This is a genomic window from Streptomyces aquilus (assembly GCF_003955715.1).
Classification (GTDB): domain Bacteria; phylum Actinomycetota; class Actinomycetes; order Streptomycetales; family Streptomycetaceae; genus Streptomyces; species Streptomyces aquilus.
In genome coordinates, this window is the sequence record NZ_CP034463.1 from 4,860,965 (window position 1) to 4,881,361 (window position 20,397).

The 20,397-nt window shown below is 72.1% G+C and carries 17 protein-coding genes and 1 pseudogene; 8 read left to right on the plus strand and 10 right to left on the minus strand.

The features are described from left to right. Positions 1-17: 17 nt before the first annotated feature. Positions 18-1,565 (plus strand): class I adenylate-forming enzyme family protein, encoded by a 1,548-nt coding sequence (locus EJC51_RS22335; protein WP_425276800.1) that lies wholly within the window; start codon positions 18-20, stop codon positions 1,563-1,565. Between the two features lie 50 nt (positions 1,566-1,615). Here EJC51_RS22335 and EJC51_RS22340 read toward each other — a convergent pair whose 3' ends face one another. Then, positions 1,616-2,128, minus strand: a complete 513-nt coding sequence (locus tag EJC51_RS22340; RefSeq protein ID WP_126272724.1) for an EF-hand domain-containing protein — start codon at positions 2,126-2,128, stop codon at positions 1,616-1,618. A 168-nt stretch (positions 2,129-2,296) separates the two neighbouring features. Beyond that, positions 2,297-2,677 carry an STAS domain-containing protein gene (locus EJC51_RS22345; RefSeq protein ID WP_126272725.1) on the minus strand — a complete coding sequence of 127 codons (381 nt, stop codon included), beginning with the start codon at positions 2,675-2,677 and terminating at the stop codon, positions 2,297-2,299. Between the two features lie 330 nt (positions 2,678-3,007). Between EJC51_RS22345 and EJC51_RS22350 the strand changes: the two genes are divergently transcribed. Both EJC51_RS22350 and EJC51_RS22355 read left to right on the plus strand, forming a co-directional pair. Continuing rightward, positions 3,008-3,589, plus strand: a complete 582-nt coding sequence (locus tag EJC51_RS22350) for a sigma-70 family RNA polymerase sigma factor (RefSeq protein WP_079310503.1) — start codon at positions 3,008-3,010, stop codon at positions 3,587-3,589. Continuing rightward, positions 3,586-5,012: pseudogene (locus tag EJC51_RS22355) on the plus strand (maleylpyruvate isomerase N-terminal domain-containing protein). The gene EJC51_RS22350 and the pseudogene EJC51_RS22355 overlap by 4 nt, the downstream one beginning before the upstream one ends. Before the next feature lie 108 nt (positions 5,013-5,120). Here the strand turns inward: EJC51_RS22355 and purU are convergent. Together purU and EJC51_RS22365 are read right to left on the minus strand one after the other, a co-directional pair. Beyond that, complete coding sequence (purU, locus tag EJC51_RS22360; RefSeq protein ID WP_126272726.1) at positions 5,121-6,002, minus strand: formyltetrahydrofolate deformylase; 882 nt, start codon at positions 6,000-6,002, stop codon at positions 5,121-5,123. 46 nt (positions 6,003-6,048) lie between these two features. Then, positions 6,049-6,549 carry an SCO4402 family protein gene (locus EJC51_RS22365; protein ID WP_079310506.1) on the minus strand — a complete coding sequence of 167 codons (501 nt, stop codon included), beginning with the start codon at positions 6,547-6,549 and terminating at the stop codon, positions 6,049-6,051. 117 nt (positions 6,550-6,666) lie between these two features. On the opposite strand from EJC51_RS22365, the gene EJC51_RS22370 reads away from it, so the two are divergent. Further along, complete coding sequence (locus EJC51_RS22370) at positions 6,667-7,974, plus strand: ABC transporter substrate-binding protein (RefSeq protein WP_126272727.1); 1,308 nt, start codon at positions 6,667-6,669, stop codon at positions 7,972-7,974. A gap of 7 nt (positions 7,975-7,981) precedes the next feature. Here EJC51_RS22370 and EJC51_RS22375 read toward each other — a convergent pair whose 3' ends face one another. Beyond that, entirely contained in the window at positions 7,982-9,874 is a 1,893-nt protein-coding gene (locus tag EJC51_RS22375; RefSeq protein ID WP_126272728.1) for a hypothetical protein, read from the minus strand. A 202-nt stretch (positions 9,875-10,076) separates the two neighbouring features. After that, positions 10,077-11,462 carry an NsdA family TPR-like regulatory protein gene (locus EJC51_RS22380; protein WP_126272729.1) on the minus strand — a complete coding sequence of 462 codons (1,386 nt, stop codon included), beginning with the start codon at positions 11,460-11,462 and terminating at the stop codon, positions 10,077-10,079. A 285-nt stretch (positions 11,463-11,747) separates the two neighbouring features. Here EJC51_RS22380 and EJC51_RS22385 point away from each other — a divergent pair, with 285 nt between their 5' ends. Genes EJC51_RS22385 through EJC51_RS22395 form a run of 3 tightly spaced genes read left to right on the plus strand, consistent with a single transcriptional unit; the run spans position 11,748 to position 14,797 of the window. Continuing rightward, entirely contained in the window at positions 11,748-12,410 is a 663-nt protein-coding gene (locus EJC51_RS22385; protein WP_126272730.1) for a bifunctional DNA primase/polymerase, read from the plus strand. A 21-nt stretch (positions 12,411-12,431) separates the two neighbouring features. Further along, complete coding sequence (locus tag EJC51_RS22390) at positions 12,432-13,205, plus strand: ABC transporter ATP-binding protein (protein WP_126272731.1); 774 nt, start codon at positions 12,432-12,434, stop codon at positions 13,203-13,205. After that, positions 13,202-14,797, plus strand: coding sequence for a transporter (locus EJC51_RS22395; RefSeq protein WP_126272732.1), 1,596 nt, complete (start codon positions 13,202-13,204; stop codon positions 14,795-14,797). The genes EJC51_RS22390 and EJC51_RS22395 overlap by 4 nt, the downstream gene beginning before the upstream one ends. A 280-nt stretch (positions 14,798-15,077) precedes the next feature. Here EJC51_RS22395 and EJC51_RS22400 read toward each other — a convergent pair whose 3' ends face one another. Both EJC51_RS22400 and EJC51_RS22405 read right to left on the minus strand, forming a co-directional pair. Further along, positions 15,078-16,022 (minus strand): alpha/beta fold hydrolase, encoded by a 945-nt coding sequence (locus EJC51_RS22400; protein WP_126272733.1) that lies wholly within the window; start codon positions 16,020-16,022, stop codon positions 15,078-15,080. A 578-nt stretch (positions 16,023-16,600) separates the two neighbouring features. Further along, positions 16,601-17,293 (minus strand): iron-dependent transcriptional repressor DtxR, encoded by a 693-nt coding sequence (locus EJC51_RS22405; RefSeq protein ID WP_059195917.1) that lies wholly within the window; start codon positions 17,291-17,293, stop codon positions 16,601-16,603. Positions 17,294-17,531: 238 nt separating this feature from the next. Here EJC51_RS22405 and EJC51_RS22410 point away from each other — a divergent pair, with 238 nt between their 5' ends. Continuing rightward, positions 17,532-18,287, plus strand: a complete 756-nt coding sequence (locus EJC51_RS22410) for an SIS domain-containing protein (RefSeq protein WP_126272734.1) — start codon at positions 17,532-17,534, stop codon at positions 18,285-18,287. 18 nt (positions 18,288-18,305) lie between these two features. Here the strand turns inward: EJC51_RS22410 and EJC51_RS22415 are convergent, their stop codons facing one another. Together EJC51_RS22415 and EJC51_RS22420 are read right to left on the minus strand one after the other, a co-directional pair. Then, positions 18,306-19,712 (minus strand): PAS domain-containing protein, encoded by a 1,407-nt coding sequence (locus EJC51_RS22415; protein WP_126272735.1) that lies wholly within the window; start codon positions 19,710-19,712, stop codon positions 18,306-18,308. Positions 19,713-19,865: 153 nt separating this feature from the next. Beyond that, entirely contained in the window at positions 19,866-20,315 is a 450-nt protein-coding gene (locus EJC51_RS22420; RefSeq protein ID WP_126272736.1) for a GNAT family N-acetyltransferase, read from the minus strand. Positions 20,316-20,397: the final 82 nt, after the last annotated feature.

Sequence of the window (20,397 nt, forward strand, 5' to 3'; positions counted from 1 at the left end):
ATGGATCGTCAGATAGCATGTCACCTGACGAGTCGTCAGCCAAGCAGGGGGCACATGTGAACGAGACCCCGCACTCCCTGAGTTCCGCCCGCACCCTCTGGGACCTGGTCGTCCGCCGCGCCGACCTCACCCCCGACCGTCCGGTCCTCCTCCAGGACGACCGCACCCTGACCTTCGGCGACCTACGCGCGCGTGCCGAGCGGGTGGCGGCCGGTCTGTACGGCATGGGGGTCCGCCCCGGCACGGTCGTCGCCTGGCAGCTGCCCACCCGTATCGAGACGGCCCTGCTCTCCTTCGCCCTGGCCCGTCTCGGGGCCGTCCAGTCCCCGGTCATCCCCTTCTACCGCGACCGCGAGGTCGGCTTCGCCCTTCGCGAGTCCAGGGCCGAGTACTTCGCCGTACCGGGAGAGTGGCGGGGCTTCGACTACCCGGCGATGGCACGGCGACTGGGCGCCAAGGGCGTCTTCACGGCGTACGACGACCTACCCGACGGCGATCCGGACGTTCTCCCCGCCCCGCCCGCCGAGGGCACCTCGGTGCGCTGGATCTACTGGACCTCGGGCACGACCTCCGACCCCAAGGGCGTCCTCCACACGGACCGTTCACTGATCGCGGGCGGCTCCTGCCTCGCCCACGCGCTGCGCCTGACCGCCGCCGACGTGGGCTCGATGGCCTTCCCGTACGCCCACATAGCGGGCCCCGACTACACGGTGATGCTGCTGCTGTACGGCTTCCCGGCGGTGATGTTCGAGCAGTTCGCGCTGCCGGACGCGCTGGAGGGGTACCGCAAGCACGGGGTGACGGTGGCGGGCGGCTCGACGGCGTTCTACTCGATGTTCCTGGCGGAACAGCGCAAGCAGCCGGGCACGCCCGTCATCCCCACCCTGCGGCTGCTCGCCGGCGGTGGGGCGCCGAAGCCGCCGGAGGTCTATCACGCGGTCGTGCGCGAGATGGGCGTCCAGCTCACCCACGGGTACGGCATGACCGAGGTGCCGATGATCACGATGGGCTCGCCGGACGACACGACGGAGAACCTCGCGACGACCGAGGGGCGGCCGCCGGAGGGCATGGAGATCCGGATCGTGGACGGCGAGGTGCGGCTGCGCGGCGAGGCGGTCTGCCAGGGCTATCTGGACCCGGCGCAGACGGCGGAGGCCTTCGACGAGGACGGCTTCCTGCGCACCGGCGACCTGGGGTTCCGCACGGAGACCGGGCATCTGGTCCTCACCGGCCGCGCCAAGGACGTGATCATCCGCAAGGGCGAGAACATCTCGGCGAAGGAGATCGAGGACCTGCTGGCCGCGCACCCGGCCGTGGGGGACGTGGCGGTCGTCGGGCTGCCGGACGCGGAGCGGGGCGAGCTGGTGTGCGCGGTGCTGGAACCGGCGCCCGGGGCAGCGGAGTTGACGCTGGCCGACGCCGTGTCGTACCTCCGCGCGGAAGGGCTGTCGGTCCACAAGCTGCCGGAGCGGCTGGAGGTGGTGGACGCCCTTCCGCGGAACGAGACGCTGCGCAAGGTGCTCAAGTACAAGCTGCGCGAGCGCTATTCCGGAACGGTGCGGTAGGGAGCGAAAGTCCGCTACTCCGGAACGGTGCGGTAGGGAGCGAAGGTCCGCTATTCCGGCACGGTGAAGTAGCGGGCGAAGGCGGGGACGATCTCGGATTCGGCGATCTTCCCGTCGCCGTCGGCGTCCAGGGCGGTGGCGGCGGCCAGGGCCACGTCCGGCGCCGCGCCGAGGGCCCTGAGCACGCGCGCGGTGTCCTCGACCGTCGCCGTGCCGTCGTCGTCCCGGTCGGCCACGGCGAGGGCCGCGTGCAGGAAGGGGCGGGCGATCTCGGCGAACCGGTCGGGGTTGTCCCGCAGCCGCTTGACGGCGCCGTTGACGAACTCGTCCCGGTTGATGCGCTGGTCGCCGTCCCGGTCCGCTATCCCGGCCATGCCCTGCCAGAACGCCTCCGCGCCGATGTACAGGGCCTGTCCCTTGTCCGACCGGGCGGCAGTGCCGAACTCCGCGAGCAGCGCCTTGGCCGCCGCGCTGAAGTCCTCCCGGTCGATGTACCCGTTGCCGTCCTGGTCGAAGGTGGCGAACCGGGCGGCGATCCTGCGCTCGTACTCGCTGCTGACCATGTCTCTTCCAGCCGCCTTACGTCACGTGGGGGTGCATCTGGTGCATCTCGCTCGGAGCGTACGACGCGCGGCCCGTTCCAGGCTGCGGAAAGCGACGGTTGTGCCAAGACCGAGGGAATTCTGGAACAACGGTGTGGCACAGCCGAGACCCTTGTGGAAACGGGGCCCCTACGCCGACAGCGGGCCCGCCTCGTCGTCCGTCGCCGAGTCCAGGTCGAGGTGGACGTCGAAGAGCCGCCGTACGCCCAGCGCGCCCAGCACCCTGTTGACGTGCGACCCCTCCGTCGCTCCCTGGGCCGGCAGTATCAGGCGGAGCCGGCCCTGGCAGGAGCGGATGAGGCGGCGGGAGGCGATGAGGACGCCGACGCCGCTGGAGTCGCAGAAGAAGACCTCCGAGAGGTCCAGGACGAGACTGTGGCGGCCCTCGGCCACCGCGTCGTGCACCCGCTGGCGCAGCATCGGCGACGTCACCAGGTCCAGCTCGCCCGACACCCGCAGCACGGCCCAGTCACCGTGCTTGTCGCCGGTCACGTTGAACGCCACCACCACGCCCTTCGCTCGCCGGAAACGGAAGCGATTCCTACGCTTCCTTGCAGCGCGGCTGCCCAGCGGCGGTGCCCTGAAACACGTGCCAGGAAACGGAAACCGATCAAAAGAGGCTTGTTTTAGTCGCCTTCGATCCTGTTCGATCGGGGATGAGCACGAAACCGGTGGGGTAGGCGAAGGTTCACTATCACCCTCCGCTCACCGGGGGCGCGCATTGCGACAAAGGGGCGTGCGCTGTCAGACGTGCCGACTACATTCGAGGAGACGGTGGGTTCAGGCTTGACGGGCACGGCGCCCGGCTCGACGGGCAGGCGAACAGGGTGAGGGGGCCGCATGGCGAAGAAGGACGCACCGCCCCGCTGGGACCGCAAGATGCAGCAGCGACTCGCACGCGGTGAGGCGGCCGCCCTCGGCGAGCTCTACGACCGCTTCGCCTCCCTCGTGCACGGCCTCGCGCACCGCGTCCTCGGCGACGAGCGCGCCGCCGACGGCATCACCCGCGAGGTCTTCGCCCACGTCTGGCAGCACCCCGACGCCTACGACCCCAAGCAGGGCCCGCTGCGCACCTGGGTGGCGGGGCTGACCCACCGCCTCGCCGTGCAGCGCCTGCGCGCCACCGAGACCGCCGCCCTCGCCCAGGGCGGCGGCGGCTCCACGGAGGAACTGGAGCGCAAGGTCCGCCACGCCTCCGTCGCCGCCCGCGCCGACTACATCGTCACCTCCATGCCCGCCCCGCTGCGCGCCGCCCTGGAGCTGGCCTACTTCCAGCGGCGCGACTACCGCCAGACCGCCGCCGACCTCGGCGTCACCGAGGACGAGGCCCGCCGCCGCCTCCGCCTGGGCCTGCAACTGCTGTCCACGGCCCATGACACCGGCGCCCCCGGAGCCCCTCCGGAATACGGGGGTGCGGCATGAACGAGGCGGACCGCTTCGAGGCGTACGACGAGCATGACGAGCCCGAGGGCCGGGACGACGGGAAGGACCCCGAGAAGGACGAGTCCCGGGAAGCCTGGAAGGACTCCGAGGCCCCCGGGGGACACGACCCCCGCGAGCCGCACGCCAACACGCCGACCGGCCCTGCCGGCCCCGGTGGACCGACCGACGGCGGCTCGCCCGGGCCCGCCCAGAACCCCGGCCGGCCGCCCCGCATACCGCTGCCCCGTGCCTCCGTCGAGGACACGGGACAGCCGCTCCCCCCGCTGGACGAGCTGCCGAAGCCGCCGCCGCTCGTCCTGGAGCACCCGGTGCTGAAGTCGCTGCTCGGGGCCTGGGCGCTGGCCGCCTGCTCACCGGAGGAGACGGCCGCCGTGGAGGACCACCTGGGCGTGTGCGGCGCGTGCGCGGACGAGGCGCTGCGGCTGCGCGAGGCGGTCGGCCTGCTCCACCCGCCCGAGAGCCTCGACCTCGACCCGGGCCTGCGCACCCGCGTCCTGGAGAGCTGCCTGGACCGGCGCCCGCCCCGCATCCCGGTCCCCGAGTGGGCGGCGCCGTACGACGCCGAGACCGCCCGCCTGGACGCCCTGCTCCGTGACATGGGCGACGCGGAGTGGCACGCGCCCGTGCGGCTGCGCTGGTTCGAGGCCGACGCGGCGACGAGCCGTCGTACGACCGTCGCCGGCGTGATCGCGCATCTGCTCACCGTCGACGGCCTGGTGGCACTGGCCCTGGGGCTCGACGACCCGCTGGGCGAGGTCACCGCGCAGGCGCCCACCCCGTCGGCCCGCACCGAGGCGTACTGGCAGGGCTCGCGCTTCCCGCCCACCCGCTCCGTGCGCGCCCCGTGGCGCGAGCAGAGCCACGACCTGGTGCGCACGGTGTCGTTCACGGGCGGCGGCGCCGGAAAGCTGTCCGTCCCCTACGGCGACTTCGATCTCCCCCTGCACGACGCGATGCTGGACCGCGCCTTCGAATGCTGGGTCCACGCGGAGGACATCGCGGAGGCCGTCGACTACCCGTACGAACCCCCGTCCCCACGCCACCTCAACCGCATGATCGACCTCGCGGCCCGCATGCTGCCCACGGCGGTGGCCATGCGGCGGCAACACGGTCTGGCGTCTCCCGTGCACGGCCGCCATCTGGTCACCGCGGGCGAACCCGGCCGCACCCTCCGCCTGGAGATCGAGGGCCTGGGCGGCGGCGAGTGGCTGATCCCCCTGGACTCCCCGGCGGCGGTGGGCTCAGCGGAGCACGAGGTGGCGCATGTGGCGCTGGACGGCGTGGAGTTCTGCCAGCTGGCCGCGGGCCATGTGTCGCCGGAGGAAGCGGCGGCGGGCAGGTGGGAGATCGGGAGGCGATCAGGGACGTCCTGTTCGCGGCGGCGAGCCTGAGCAGGATGTGAGGGGGCCCTGCTGAGGTACGTGAGGTGGACGACTTCTGGGGGCGCGGGGAACTGCGCGACCAGCCCCCACTCACCCGCACCCGCCGACGACCCGAACCCCCCGAGCTCCTAGGCGAACACCACCGTCCGCCGTCCATTCAGCAGAATCCGCCGCTCCGCATGCCACTTCACGGCCCGCGCCAGCGCCTGGCACTCCACGTCCCGCCCGATCGCGACCAGCTGGTCCGGCGTGACGTCGTGCCCGACCCGCTCGACCTCCTGCTCGATGATCGGCCCCTCGTCGAGGTCGGCCGTCACATAGTGCGCGGTGGCGCCGATCAGCTTCACACCCCGCGCATGCGCCTGGTGATACGGCTTCGCACCCTTGAAGCTCGGCAGGAACGAGTGGTGGATGTTGATGATCCGCCCGCTGAGCTGCTTGCACAGGTCGTCGGAGAGCACCTGCATGTACCGGGCGAGCACGACCAGCTCGACGTCCTGCTCCCGCACCAGCTCCAGCAGCTCCGCCTCGGCCTGCGCCTTGTTCTCCTTCGTCACCGGAATGTGGTGGAAGGGAATGTCGTACGACCCCACGAGCTCGGCGAAGTCCGTGTGGTTGGACACCACGGCCGCGATCTCCACGGGCAGCGCCCCGATCCGCGCGCGGAACAGCAGGTCGTTCAGGCAGTGCCCGAACTTGCTGACCATCAGCACGACCCGCATCCTGTCCTCGGCCCGGTTGATCTGCCAGTCCATGTGGAAGGCGTCACCGATCGCCGCGAAACTCGCCCGCAGCTTGTCCACCGTCACCGGCGCCTCCGCCGAGAAGTGGACGCGCATGAAGAACAGACCCGTGTCGTGGTCACCGAACTGCTGGCTGTCCTCGATGTTGCAACCGGTCATGAAGAGGTAGCTCGACACGGCGTGCACGATGCCCTGCTTGTCGGGGCAGGACAGGGTGAGGACGTACTGCTCGGCCGGGGCCGCGGCTCGGGTGGACTGCTCGTTCATGCAGGACAGGGTCTCACGACCGCCGGTTCCGCAGGGAACGCGTCCGTCACGCGGACCGGGTCATGATCTGCAGGACGTGCAGCGTGCGCGGCGGGGCGTCCGGGTCCTCCCCGTCGGCCGTCGCCATGCGCACATGCGCGTCCCGCGCCGCCCGCACCGCCTCCGGCCAGCCGGGGTTCTCCATGTACACGGAGACCGGGGCGTCCGGGCCGACCTGGTGCATGATCCGCAGCACGCGCAGGACGGCGGTGTCGACGAGGGCGGCTTCCTGGGAGTCCCGGAAGATCGTGCCGACGTATTTCTCGGCGGACCAGTTGTCGAGCCAGGTGTCCTCGACGAGGCGGTACACGGCGTCGGTGACGTCCCCGTACCCCTCGACGCCGGCCAGCCAGACGTCCCGCTGGAACCCGGGGTCGGAGAGCATGTGCAGCGCGGAGCGCACATTGCTGCGCCAGCGCCACCACGGCATGTCGTTCAGTGGCATAGCGCCCATGGTGGATGAGCGACGGCCGCGACGGGAAGAGTTCTCCGAACCTTGCACGGTCATCGATCGTACGTTCCCCGTCACACCGGTCTCACCGGCCCCCGCAATTCACCCGCACGTCACCGTTCGTTGACCGTGCGTCACTCCCAGGTTGGCGATGTGGCGGAAGCGTGTGTGCCCATGACTGGCAGGCGACGCACCCGCAGCACCTTCCTCCCCACCTTCACGCGGCCCGTCAGAGCCACCGCCCTCGCGGCGGGGGCGCTGGTGGGATGTGCGTCACTCATAGCCGGCTGCGGGGTCGTCCCCGGTGTCACGGGGGGCGCCGGGGACGACCCGATCAAGATCATGACCTGGGCGCCGATGAACACGAACGCCACCAACAAGCCCGGCATGCCCGCCCTCGCGCAGGCCTACGCGCGCTGGATCAACGCCCAGGGCGGCATCAACGGCCGCAAGCTCTCCATCCTGGTCTGCAACGACCAGAACGACACCGTCACCGCCGCCAAGTGCGCCCAGCGCGCCGCCGACGAGGGCGTCGTCGCGGTCGTCGGCTCCTACAGCCAGCACGGCGACGCGTTCCTCCCGACCCTGGAGAGCGCCGACATCCCCTACCTGGGCGGCTACGGCATCACCAACGCCGAGCTGGAGAGCCCGCTCTCCTTCCCCGTCAACGGCGGCCAGCCCAGCCTGCTCGCCGGTCTCGGCAAGGAACTCGCCGGTGCCTGCGGGCCCGTCGCCCTGGTCCGGCCCGACTCCATCGCGGGCGACGAGCTGCACGCCATGATCGACTCCGGTCTCAAGGCGGGCGGCCATCCCACCGCGGCGGACCAGCTGGCCGACGAGGACGCCACCGAGTACTCCGCCCAGTCCGAGCGCGCCCTGAAGCACACCACCACCGACCCGGCGAAGAAGGGCTGTGTGGTGCCCGCCCTCGGCGACCACACCGGCACCTTCATGGACTCCTTCCGCCGCGCCCGCGAGAACTACCCGGCCGTGCGCACGGCCACCGTGCTCGGCAGCGTCGACCAGACGGTGATCAACGCCTCCGGCGGGCAGTCGGGGCCGTACGAGGGGTCGTACATCACCAGCTGGTACCCGGTCGCGAGCGACAAGCGCTGGGACCCCATGAAGCAGGTGATCAAGAAGGAGGCGTTCGGCGACAACCGCATCGACCCCGCGGACGCCGGAGTGCAGACCACGTGGATCGCCTACACCGTGCTCAAGGCCGTCCTGGAGTCGCTCGGCGACGGCGAGGTGACCGGCACCGCGATCCGCAAGGCCCTCGACGGCGGCCTGAAGGTCAACACCGGCGGGCTCACCCCGACCCTCAACTGGGAGTACGAGAACGGCCTCGCCGCCATCGGCCTGACCCGCCTGGTCAACACCGACGTGACGCTCCAGGTCGTCCGCGAGGGCCGGCTCGTGGCCGCCCACCCCGGCTTCACCGACGTCCGCAAGACGCTGGCGAACGCCGAGGTCGGCTAGGACCCCGCTACAGCTGGGTGTAGGTGCGCTCGGTCAGGCCGTACTTCCTCGCGATCGCGTTCCACAGCCGGGCGGCCGTCTTCTTCTGGATGGTCGCCTCGCCGCTCGCCTGGTTGCCGGCCAGGGTCTGCGGGGTGGAGCGGGCCTGGCCCTTCTTGCAGGCCTTCTTGTTGCCGGCGACCTGGTCCGCCCAGGCCGCGTAGTGGTTGTCGGCCGACGCGGACGCCTTCCACGCCTTGGTCAGGGCGGTGGTCAGCTCGGAGTGGTTCGGCAGCTGGCCGACGGACAGCCCGGACAGGCTGGTGACCAGGTCGTTCCGCTGACCCGCGGCGTCGCGCAGGTCGGTGGCCGCCTGCCCGAGATCCTTGCAGGCCTTCACATTGCCGACCGCGCTGATCACGGACGCCCGGCTGTCACCGCTGTCGGCGAGCAGCTTGTCCAGCGCGACCGCCTGCTCCTTCGCCGCGTCCGTGGACGGCGAGGCGGAACCTTCGGACGCCGGGGCGGTCGCGGAGACGGGCTTGTTGTCGTCGCCCTTGTCGTCCCCGCCGCCGCTCGCCAGCAGCGCCCCCGCGCCGATGCCGAGAACGGCGATACCGATGCCCACGGCGGCGATGGCGGGTACCCGCGACCGGGTGGGGCCGCTGTGGTCCCGCTCGTCCGCCTGCGCGGCCCGCCGTCCGGCACCGGTGGGCGGGACGTACGACTGCTGCGGCTGGGCCGGCTCCGGCTCGAACCGCGGCAGCACCTGCGTGGCCCCGGCCGGGCCCTCCCCGCCGGTCCCGCTGCGGAAGAGGTTGTCGAACTCGGCGGGCGGCTGGCGCTCCCCGCCGTGCTGCCCGGTCACGGGCGGGATGTACTGCGTCGCCTCCGCGTCCGGCCCCGACACGGGCGGCAGCGGCCCGGCACCCGGACCGGCCTGCGCCCCCTGACCGTGCGGCACGCCACCCGGTCCGGCCTGCGCCCCCTGTCCGTGCGCCGCGGGCCCCTGCGGCGGCTGCCCCAGGAACTGCGTCCGCTCGCCCGGCACCTCGGGCGGCAGCGCGCCCGGCGTGACCGGCGGGATGTACTGCGTGGCGCCCTCGTCGGCGGGCGGCAGGGGTGCGCCGGTGGCGGCGCCGGGTCCGGCGGGGGCGCCGTACGGGTCGGCGCCCGGCGGCGTCGGCAGGGGCTGCCCCACGGGCGGCAGGTAATAGGACGTGGCCTGGTCGGCGTCGTAGCCGGACGGCTGCGGTGCCGGGGCGTTCTCCTGCGGCAGCGGCTGGGAGGCGGGGGGCGTCTGGGCGACCGGCGGCAGGTAGTAGGAGGTCGCCTGGTCGGCGTCGTAGCCGGACGGCTGCGGTGCCGGGGCGTTCTCCTGCGGCAGCGGCTGGGGCGCCGGCGGCGTCTGCCCGACCGGCGGCAGGTAGTAGGAGGTGGGCTGGTCGGTCTGGTAGCCCGGCGGCTGCGCCTGGTACGGGTCGGGTGCCTGCGCCTGACCCTGGTAGGGGCCCGAGCCCGGGGCATGTGCCTGGTACGAGCCCTGGCTCTCCCCCTGGTACGAGCCCGGGGCCTCCCCCTGGTACGGGTCCGGGGTCTGAGCCTGGTACGGGTTCGGGGTCTGCGTCTGGTACGGGTCCGGGGCTCCCCACGGCCGGCCCTGCGACGCCCCCCAGCCGTCACCCGGGGCGGGCTGCTGCGGAGCCGGTGCCTGCTGGTCGGGTCCCCACGGGGTGCCCCAGGCCTGAGCGCCCGGCGGCGCGGCGGGCGGTGCCGACGGGGCGGGCGCCGGTACGTGGCTGCCGCCCGCGGGGACGCCGGTCATACCCGGCAGCAGCGGTTCGCCACCGTCCGAGGGCAGCACGATGCCTTCGCGCGCCACGCGCGGCGAGGGCTCCTCGCCCTGTCCACTCTGCGTCACCGGGACTCCTACTAATGGGGGACCTTGTGAATCGTCGGCTCACGCTACCGGGTCCCCCGAGCCCGGTGCCACGCAGCACGGGACGTGACCTGCGTCCCTGTGACCGCGGTAACAGAACCGGGCCCGCATCCGCTCTATAAGCCCTCCTTTCCGCTCAAGTGCCTTCGTTTCCCGGGAGTTCACGCCCTCGTACCCACGGATTTCATGCGGCGGCCTGCAACTCCAGCCGGGCCCCGAACTCCCGTACCACGGGCTCGTCCCGGAAGGGTTCGAGACGCTGCTGGAAGTCGTCGAGATACTCGGCGCCCCGGTTGGACCGGACCGTCTCCAGCAGCTCCACGGCCTTCAGGCCGGTGTGGCAGGCCTGTTCGATCTCGCGCTGCTGCACCTGTGCGGTGGCCAGCAGGACGTATCCGATGGCCCGGCGCCGCGCCTTGGTCTCCGGCAGGCCGTCCAGCGACTCCTGCGCCCGTCGCGCCGCCGCCTCGGCCTGGCCGAGGTCGCGGTGGCAGTGCGCCAACTCGTCGGCCAGATAGGCCTCGTCGAAGTGCGCGATCCACGCCGGGTCGTCCCCGGAGCTCGCGTCCGCCGACTCCAGCGCGCTCACCGCCCGCCCGGAGGCCGCCTGCGCCGCCCGCGCGTCGCCCAGCAGGGCGTGCCCGCGTGCCTCGGCCGCGTAGAACATCGCCTCCGCGCGCGGTGTCACGCGCCCCCGCGCTCCTTCCTGCGCCGCGCGCGCCAACTGCGCGATCTCGCGCGGGTTTCCGAGCTGCGCGGCGAGATGGCTCATGGAGGCGGCGAGGACGTACCCGCCGTAGCCGCGGTCCCCGGCGGCCTGCGCGAGGCGCAGCGCCTGGATGTAGTACCGCTGGGCCAGGCCCGGTTGGCCGGTGTCGATGGCCATGTACCCGGCGAGTTCCGTCAACCGCGCGACGGCGGCGAACAGTTCCCGCCCCACGGCCTCCCGGTACGACCCGGCGAGCAGCCCGGAGACGACGCTGTTGAGGTAGTGCACGACGACCGGCCGCACATGCCCGCTGCCGTACTGGTGGTCGAGGTCGACGAGGGCCTGGGTCATCGCCTTCACGGCCGCCACGTCCGACTGCCCCACCCGGGGTCCTGCCGAGCGCGCCACCTGGGAGTCCGGCGAGGAGATCAGCCAGTCGCGGCTCGGTTCGACGAGCGCGGAGGCGGCCATGGACGAGCCGGACAGGAAGTCCCGCCGGCCCACGTCACTGCGCCACAGCTCGCAGACCTGCTCGATGGCCCCCAGTACGGTCGGCGAGAACTGGAGACCCACGCCCGAGGCGAGGTTCTTGCCGTTGGCCATGCCGATCTCGTCGATCGTGACCGTACGGCCGAGCTTGCGGCCCAGGGCCTCCGCGATGATCGCCGGCGCCCGGCCCCGCGGCTGCTGGCCGCGCAGCCAACGCGCCACGGACGTCTTGTCGTAGCGCAGATCGAGGCCGTGCTCCGCACCGCACATGTTGACGCGGCGGGCCAGCCCGGCGTTCGAGCAGCCCGCTTCCTGGATGAGCGCCTGCAACCGTTCGTTCGGCTGCCGCGCGACGAGAGGCCTTGCGGCCATGGCGTAACCCCCTGTGGCTGCGGTGCCTGCCCACGCACCGAGTTGACGTGTCTTCCACCGAAAAAATCCGGCCGTGAAGATCGATGCCCCGCGATCGAACCGAAAATGCGAGGCTTGCGAGGATTGCCGGGGTAAAGGCGGTTGCCGCCCCCACAGCTGGCTACCCCGATCGCGCCGTCGTTCCTCCCGCGCGCCCCCACACGTGCATCCATGCGCCCCAGATGCGGAATCGATGCCCCTCCCCCGCGCGCGTTACCCCCGTAACTCCAGGTGGGTGCGGGAGTTGTGTTCATCGTGGAAGAGACGATCGCGGGCACCGAAGCCGCTCAGATTCCGAAGCAGCGCGGCGAATCGCTGCTGGAGACAGCCGTACGCTACGCCGAGGAGCGCCACTGGGACGTCTTCCCCGGCACCTGGCTGGAAGCCGTCGACGGGGTGCAGCGCTGCTCCTGCGGCGACGCGGCGTGCGCCGCACCCGGCGCGCACCCCGCGCGCGACGACTGGGCGACGCAGGCGACCGGCAGTGCGACGGTCGCGCGCCGGTTGTGGCAGAAGCAGCCGCTCGCGGCGATCCTGCTGCCGACGGGGCGGACCTTCGACGCGGTGTCCGTGCCGGAGACGGCCGGGTTTCTCGCGTTGGCCCGGATGGAGCGGATGGAGTTGACGCTCGGGCCGGTGACCTTGTCGCCCGACCGCCGGATGCACTTCTTCGTGTTGCCGGGGGCGTCCGTGAAGGTGCCGGAACTGGTGCGGAAGCTGGGGTGGACGCCGTCTTCCCTGGACCTGGTGGCGTTGGGTGAGGGTGCTTACGTTGCCGCTCCGCCTACGCGGTATGGCTCGCGCGGGGCTGTGCAGTGGGCTTGTCGGCCCACTCCCGCCAATCGGTGGTTGCCGGATGCCGAGGAGTTGATCTCGCCGCTCGCCTACGCGTGCGGTCGCGACAGGTAGCCAGCCCTTAGGTTGGCATGCATGACGTCGGCTGTAAGTGTGCGTGGGCTCTGGAAGCGGTTCGGGCAGCAGATTGCCGTTGCCGGGATTGATCTCGAACTGCCCGCCGGGAAGTTCATCGGGCTCGTGGGGCCCAACGGAGCCGGGAAGACCACCACCCTCTCCATGATCACCGGCCTTTTGCGGCCCGACCAGGGGTCGGTGTCCGTCGTCGGGCACGACGTCTGGCGGGACCCCGTCGAGGTCAAGGCCCGGATCGGGGTCCTCCCGGAGGGGCTGCGGCTCTTCGAGCGGCTCTCGGGGCGCGAACTCCTCGGCTACTCCGGGCGGTTGCGGGGGCTGCCCGGGGCCGAGGTCGACAAGCGCGCCGCGCAACTGCTCGACGTCCTCGACCTCGCCGGGGCACAGCACAAGCTGGTGGTCGACTACTCGACCGGCATGCGGAAGAAGATCGGACTCGCGGCCGCGCTCCTCCACAACCCCGAAGTCCTCTTCCTGGACGAGCCGTTCGAGGGCGTCGACCCGGTGTCCGCGCAGACCATCCGCGGGGTGCTGGAGCGCTACACCGCCTCCGGCGCCACCGTCGTCTTCTCCTCGCACGTCATGGAGCTCGTCGAGTCGCTGTGCGACTGGGTCGCGGTGATGGCCGCCGGACGCATCCGGGCCCAGGGCACGCTCGCCGAGGTGCGCGGCGAGGCGCCCTCGCTCCAGCAGGCGTTCCTGGAGCTGGTCGGGGCGCACGGGCGGGACGCCGGGTCCGATCTGGACTGGCTGGGCGGCGGGGCGGCCCGATGAGTGCCGACGTCACCGCCGTCGTCGTACGGCTGAAGCTGTCGCTGCTCAGGAACGGGCTGCGGCAGTCCGGTGGGCGGCGGGCCGCGTACATCGTGTCGGCCGTCGTCACGCTGCTGTTCGCGGCGCTGCAACTGCTCGGGCTGATCGCGTTGCGCGGCAATGCGCACGCCGTGTCCGTGGCCGTGCTGCTGGTGGCGGTGCTGGCCGTCGGGTGGGCGGTGATGCCGCTGTTCTTCCCGGGTGGCGACGAAACCCTTGATCCGACGCGCCTGGTGATGCTGCCGCTGCGGCCCCGGCCGCTGGTGCGGGCGCTGCTCGTGGCCTCGCTGGTGGGGATCGGGCCGGTGTTCACGCTGTGCCTGCTGGTCGGTTCCGCGGTGTCGGTGGCGCACGGCTCGGTGGCGTACGTCGTCGCCGTCGTCGGGGTGGTGCTGGCGCTGCTGGTGTGCGTGGCGCTCGCGCGGGCCGTGGCCGTCGCCAACATCCGGCTGCTGACCAGCCGCAAGGGGCGGGACCTGGCGGTGCTGAGCGGCCTCGTGATCGCGATCGGGGCGCAGCTGGCCAACTTCGGTGTGCAACGCCTGGGTTCGAGCGGTCTGGCGCAGCTGGACCCGGCCGGGGACGTGCTGCGCTGGGTGCCGCCGGCGTCCGCGATCGGGGCGGTGGACTCGGCGAGTTCGGGGTCGTACGGCGTCGCGGTCACCCAACTCGCGCTGAGCGCCGGTGCGTTGGTCGCCCTGGTCGCGCTCTGGTCGCGGCATCTGACGCGGCTGATGATCTCGCCGGACGGCTCCACGCTCCAGGCCGCCGCCACCGATTCGGCCGCCCGCGAGCGGACGTCGACGGGGCTGGGACGGCTGCTGCCGGGCGGGCGCACGGGCACGGTGGTCGAGCGCAGCCTGCGCTACATCTGGCGCGACCCGAAGACGAAGGCCGCGTGGGTCACCTCGCTGGCGATCGGGCTGATCGTCCCCGTGTTCAACGCCCTTCAGGGCACCGGCTCGATCTACTTCGCGTGCTTCGCCGCCGGAATGCTCGGCATCCAGATGTACAACCAGTTCGGGCAGGACACCTCCGCGTTCTGGATGGTCGCGACGACCATCTCCTCGTCCCGGGACGCGTACGTCGAGCTGCGCGGCCGCGCCCTGGCGCTGCTGGTGATCACCCTGCCGTACGCGACGCTCGTGACCGTCGTGACGACGGCGATGCTCGGTGACTGGGCCAGGCTGCCGGAGGCGCTCGGCCTGTCCTTCGCCCTGCTGGGCGCGATGCTGGCGACGGGCGCCTGGACCTCGGCCCGCTTCCCGTACTCCATCCCGCAGGAGGGCTACAAGAACGTGGCCCCCGGCCAGGCCGGGCTCGCCTGGATCTCCATCTTCGGCGGCATGATCGCCGCCGCGCTGCTGTGCGCCCCGGTCATCACGCTGACGATCTGGCTGAACGTGGTACGCGACGGCGACCGGTGGAGCTGGGTGCTGCTGCCGGTGGGGGCGCTGTACGGGGCGGCGATCACGCTGGCGGGGCTGCGACTGGCGGCACCGAGGACGGCAGCCCGGCTACCGGAGATTCTGACGGCGGTCAGCAAGGGCTGACGACCGGCGGTGACGCTTGCGGGGGTCAAACGAGGGCTGAGTCCGCCAGTGCCCCCTGGGCCGGTCAAGCGAGGGCTGACGGACGCCGGCAATCCTGGCGGCGGCCACGCAAGGGCTGACGGCCGCCAACGATCTTGCGGCGGTCGATCAAGGGCTTGACGGCCGCCAGTGGCCCTCGCGGCAGTCAAACGAGGGCTGAGTCCGCCAGTGGCCCTTGCGCCGGTCAAGCAGGGGCTGGTGGCCGCCAGCGATCCTTGCGGCGGTCGGAGAAAGCTGACCGCTACCGTTCTCCGAACAGGCTCTCGATGAAGGGCTGCACGGCTGCCCGCCAGGCGTCCGGCTGGTCGTAGTGCACCAGGTGGCCGGCGTCGGCGACCTCGGCGTACTCCCCCCGCGGCAGTACCCGCACCATCTCCTGCGCCTCCGCCCGCCCCAGCTCGCCGTCGAGACCGCGGACGACCAGCGCGGGGCACTGGACCTGCGCCAGCTCCTCCCAGTGCGCGTCGAGCACCCAGGTCTCCCGGGACTTCAGCATCTGCTCGGGTTCGAAGACGGGCCGCCAGCCGTCCGGCGACTCGGCCATCACCTCGGCGTAGAACTCGCCGCGGGCGGGGTTCGGGCGCTCCACCCAGGGGTCGTCCTCGCCGAACCACTTGCGTACGTCGGCCAGGGTGGCGAAGGGGAGGGGCCAGGACTTGAACCAGTCCGCCCACTCCCGCTGCGAGGCCGCTCCGAGTGCTGAGGCCCGCATGTCGCAGATGATCACACCGGAGACCAGGTCGGGCCGTTTCGCGGCGAGCTGCCAGGCGGTCAGGGCGCCCATGGCATGGCCGATGAGGACGGCCGGGCCGAGGCCGAGCTGTTCGAGGGCCGCCTCGGCGTCCTCGACGTAGGCCTCGCGGGTGAAGGAGGCCTGCGGGGGCTTGTCGCTGCGGCCGTGGCCGCGCTGGTCGAGGGCGACGGCCCGGTGGCGTTCGGACAGCCAGCGGGCGGTGGGGGCCCAGTGGGAGGCGCGGCCCATGAGGCCGTGCAGTAACAGCACGCCGGGTGAGCGGTCGAGGGCGCCTTGGACGGTCCGCCGCCCCGCCCGCCGGCCGGCGGCGCCGCCCTGCTCCAGGCCCCGCTCCGTCGGCCCCGCCGCCTGGTCGGGCTTGGGAGGGTCGCCGAACTCCCAGGCGGCAAGGCGTACGCCGCCCGCTCCGGTCACGTCGATGCGCCGCGCCATTGGTCCTGGCACCCCCCTAGCTCCGCTCGGACCGCTTGCTCCCGCTCAGCCGGCCGGTCCTGTGAACCATGTCTGCCTTGCCCTGCCCGACGCGCTCGCTGTCGCGCCGCCGCCCCTCCCTGAAGCGCATGTTCCGCCCCGCGTGTCACCCCAAGGCTATCGAATGCCCATTCGAAAATGCGTCCTCCGCCGCCAACACCCCTCATTCGAGTGACCTCACTCAAGGATTGATCGTCGCGACCGAGGGGAGATCTTCTGCGGGAGGCGGACCGCTCGGGGAAATCGGTCCGAGGGGAATGACCCTGAGAGCTCGGGGCTCCGGGTCAGCACAGGGGAGGACAGGCCCCGGCGCCACATGGCGCCGGGGCCCTCCACGCGTCTGCGGCACATCATCCCGGCCCCCTCAGGTCATATGCCTCACGCGACAGCCTTGCACGCGGGGCGTCGGAGCGCTGCGATTCGGCGCACTGAATCTTCGAATCGGCCACACCGCGTCGCCACATCGGCGGCCTCCCCCGGGACGCCACAACTGTCCCTACGGCCACCGCAGTTGGAAAAACCCCAGGACGACCGGCCGGTCAGCGCTTGGCGACGAACACATGCGAGGCGACGTCCGCCGCCAGCTCGGCCGCCTCGCCGCCGCTGCCCACCAGCACCCCGCCGGCCGACTCCGTCACGCTCACCACCGAGCCGGGCTGCACCCCCGCGCGCCGCAGCGTGTACATCAGCTGTGCGTCCGTCTGGATCGGCTCGCCGATGCGGCGCACCACGACCGTCTTGCCCTCGCCGCCCGGGTCCAGGTCGGCCAGCGACACCATGCCCTCGTCGAGGAAGGGGTCGGCACCGTCCTTCTCGCCGAGCTCCTCCAGACCGGGGATCGGGTTGCCGTACGGCGACTCGGTGGGGTGGCGCAGCAGCTCCAGGACGCGGCGCTCGACGGCCTCGCTCATCACGTGCTCCCAGCGACAGGCCTCGGCGTGGACCTGCTCCCACTCCAGGCCGATCACGTCGACCAGGAGACACTCCGCGAGGCGGTGCTTGCGCATCACGCGCGTCGCCAGCCGGCGGCCCTCGTCGGTCAGCTCCAGATGCCGGTCGCTCGCCACGGACACCAGGCCGTCCCGCTCCATCCGCGCCACCGTCTGGGAGACGGTCGGCCCGCTCTGGTCGAGCCGCTCGGCGATCCGGGCGCGCATGGGGACCACACCTTCCTCTTCCAGCTCGAGGATGGTGCGGAGATACATCTCCGTGGTGTCGATCAGTCCGGACATACGTGCCCCTCGATTAGCTCTGCCGGAAGCGCGACCACTCCGCGGCGCGTGCGCTGGCCCTGACCCCAATTCTGACGCATGGCACTGACAACCGTGCCGCGCCGGTGAAACGAGCTGGTTTCGCGGGCGCGCGGTCCAGCGCGGGACGCCCCCCGCGGAGCTTCGGCAGGCCGTATTGACACCGCACTGGTCCAGACCGCACGGTGATCCGCGACACAGCCAACCCGAAGGGGTTCGTATGAGCGACGGCACGCCCGCCGACCGGTTCCTCGACGCCGCCATCGGCCTGCTTCAGCGGGTCCGCGACGAGGAGGCCGAGCCCATCGCCACGGCCGGCACGCTCCTCGCCGACACCGTCGCCGCCGGGGGCCGGCTGTTCGCCTTCGGCGCCGGGCACTCCTCGCTCGCCGCCCAGGACGTCGTCTACCGGGCCGGTGGCCTCGCCCTGATGAACCTCCTCGCCGCGCCCGGGATGGTGGGCGTGGACGTCATGCCGGCCACGCTCGGCTCCGCCCTGGAGCGCGTCGACGGCCTCGCGAGCACCATCCTGGACTGCTCCCCGCTCCGCGCGGGCGACGCCCTGGTGATCATCTCCCTCTCCGGCCGCAACGCGATGCCGGTGGAGATGGCGATGACCGCCCGCGCGCGCGGGGTGAAGGTCATCGGCGTGACGTCGGTGGCGTACGCCACGGAGACCCGCTCCCGGCACTCCTCCGGCACCTATCTCAAGGACCACTGCGACGTCGTCCTCGACTCCAAGATCGCCATCGGCGACGCGGAGCTCACCCTCGACACGGTCCCGGCCCCCTTCGCCCCCGCCTCGACGGTGGTGACGTCCGCCCTGATGCAGGCCATGGTGGCAACGGCGGCGACATCCCTGGCGGAACGGGGCGTGGAGCCGCCGATGCTGCGGTCGGGGAACGTGGACGGGGGGCTGGAGTGGAACGAGCGGGTGTTCGATGAGTACGGGGACCGGATCTTCTACCGGCGCTGACCCTTCACCTGCCTCCGCTCACCCCCGCAACGCCCCCGCCAGATCCAGCGCCGCGGCGATCCGCAGCGCCACGTCCTCCGCATAAGCCGCGTCGGACCGTTCGAACGGACTCCGTCCGGCACCCCGCAGAAACGTCACCGCCCCCAGCGTCCGCCCCCGGCTCCGCAGCACCGCGCACAGCGCGTGCACCGCGTCCGGCGGCCACTGCCGGGACAGCGCCCACTCGCGCGCCCGCTCCGCCGGCACCGAGCCCACGCTGGCCCGTACCGACCCGACGCGCTCCACGCACTGCAACGCCGGATGCCCCTCCGCGTACCGCACCGGCAACCCGGCCTGCCCGGTCAGCAGGCTCGGCCCCGGTGCCCCCGAGGGAGTCGCGGCGACCCGGACCAGTCGTACCGGAACGTCCGAGTCCCCGTCGGCCAGTGAGCCGTCCCCCGCCACCCGGTCGATCAGCGCGTGGTCGGCGAAGCCGGCGAGCGCGAAGTCCAGGTGGATCGTCGCCGCCTCCGCCGGGTCCTCGCACTCGGCGGCCGCGCGGGCCGCGCGGTGCAGCTGGTTGCCCCGGAAGCGCAGCAGGGACGCCTCCTGCTCGGCCTGCTTGGCCACGGTGACGTCGTTGAACAGCCAGCCCACGCCCAGCGGCACCGGCTCCTCGGCGAGCGGCGAGGCCAGCCGCACGAACCCGCACCGCCAGCAGCGCCGCTGCTCGCCCTCCGGCGTCCGTACGCTCACCCAGATCTCGGCCGGCGCGGGCGGCGCGCCCTCCGCGAGCACATGCGTGAGGGCGCTCTCCAGTTCCTCCACGCCCTGCGCGAGCAGCTCGCCCAGGGGCCGTCCCAGCACGGCCGTACGGCCGATGCCCAGCGCCCGCGCCGCGTGCGCGTTCACCACCGCGGGCCGCAGGTCCGCGTCGACCAGCACGACGCCCCAGCTGGCGTCCTCGAAGAGCGCCTCGCTCAGCGCGATCGACCGCTCCAGGTCGATCTGCGCGTGCACCTCGCTGAACGCGCAGTACACCCCGGCGGGCTTGCCGTCCGGGCCGTGCACGGCGGCCGACTGCGTCCGTACGAGGACCCGTCCGCCGTCCTTGGTCAGCAGCGCGAACTCGTGCACCTGCCGTCCCGGGGCCTGCATGGCGGACATCAGCCGCCCCTCGACCTCCTCGGCGTCGGCCTCCCGTACGGCCCATCCGGCGAAGCCGTGCCGGCCCACGGCCTCGGCCGCGGTCCAGCCCAGAATCCGCTCCGCCTCGCGGTTCCAGTGGGTGACGACGCCGTCCGCGTCGAAGGCGCACAGCGCCGCGTCCATGCCGTCGAGCAGGGCGGCGAGCAGGTCGGCGCCGTCCCGGTCGGGCTGGTCGGGCTGCTCCGGCTCGTCCGGCCCCAGCTCGTCGGTGGTCCCACTACGCCTGGAAGCACTCACCCGGACCCCCTGCAGGCTGCGTCCGTACGTACGGCACGTCGGTTCGCTCACTTGCAATCATCTAACTGGAACGTGACGCAGCACACACCGAGTTCCCACAAGTTGGGGGAATCGTTGTACGCCGCTCCTGTCTCTGCGGGTGTCCCGGTGCGCCTAGGCGAGCCGGAGATCGACCCATTCGTCGCTCTCGCCGTCGAGCACATACCGCTCGACCTCGACGAAGCCCTGTTTCCCGGCGAAGCGCAGACCGTCCTCGTTGACGGCCAGCACACACGTCTCGATCACCTTCGCGCCCAGCACGCGCGCGTGGGCGAGCCCGTTCTCGTACAGGGCCGTCCCGTATCCCCGCCGCCGGTGCGCGGGCAGCACGCGCGCGATGACGGTCGCCACCGCGTCCGCGCCCTCCGGCGGGCGCACGGTGGAACAGCCGACGAGGACGTCATCCACGTACGCGTTCTCCAGGCGGTAGCGCGTACTGCGCTCCCGCACCGCGTCGAGGCTCAGCGGGTCGGCCGGGATGATCACGTTGTGGACGTACCGCCACTGTTCGAGCAGGGCGTCGCCGACCGCACGCTCCAGCCGGACTATCGGAAGATCAGACACGTCCTCCACCTCCCCGCCGCGCGGACACCTCAATCTCGATCTTCACAGGAGCTGCGGTCATACGTCGCACATCCAGCGGTGG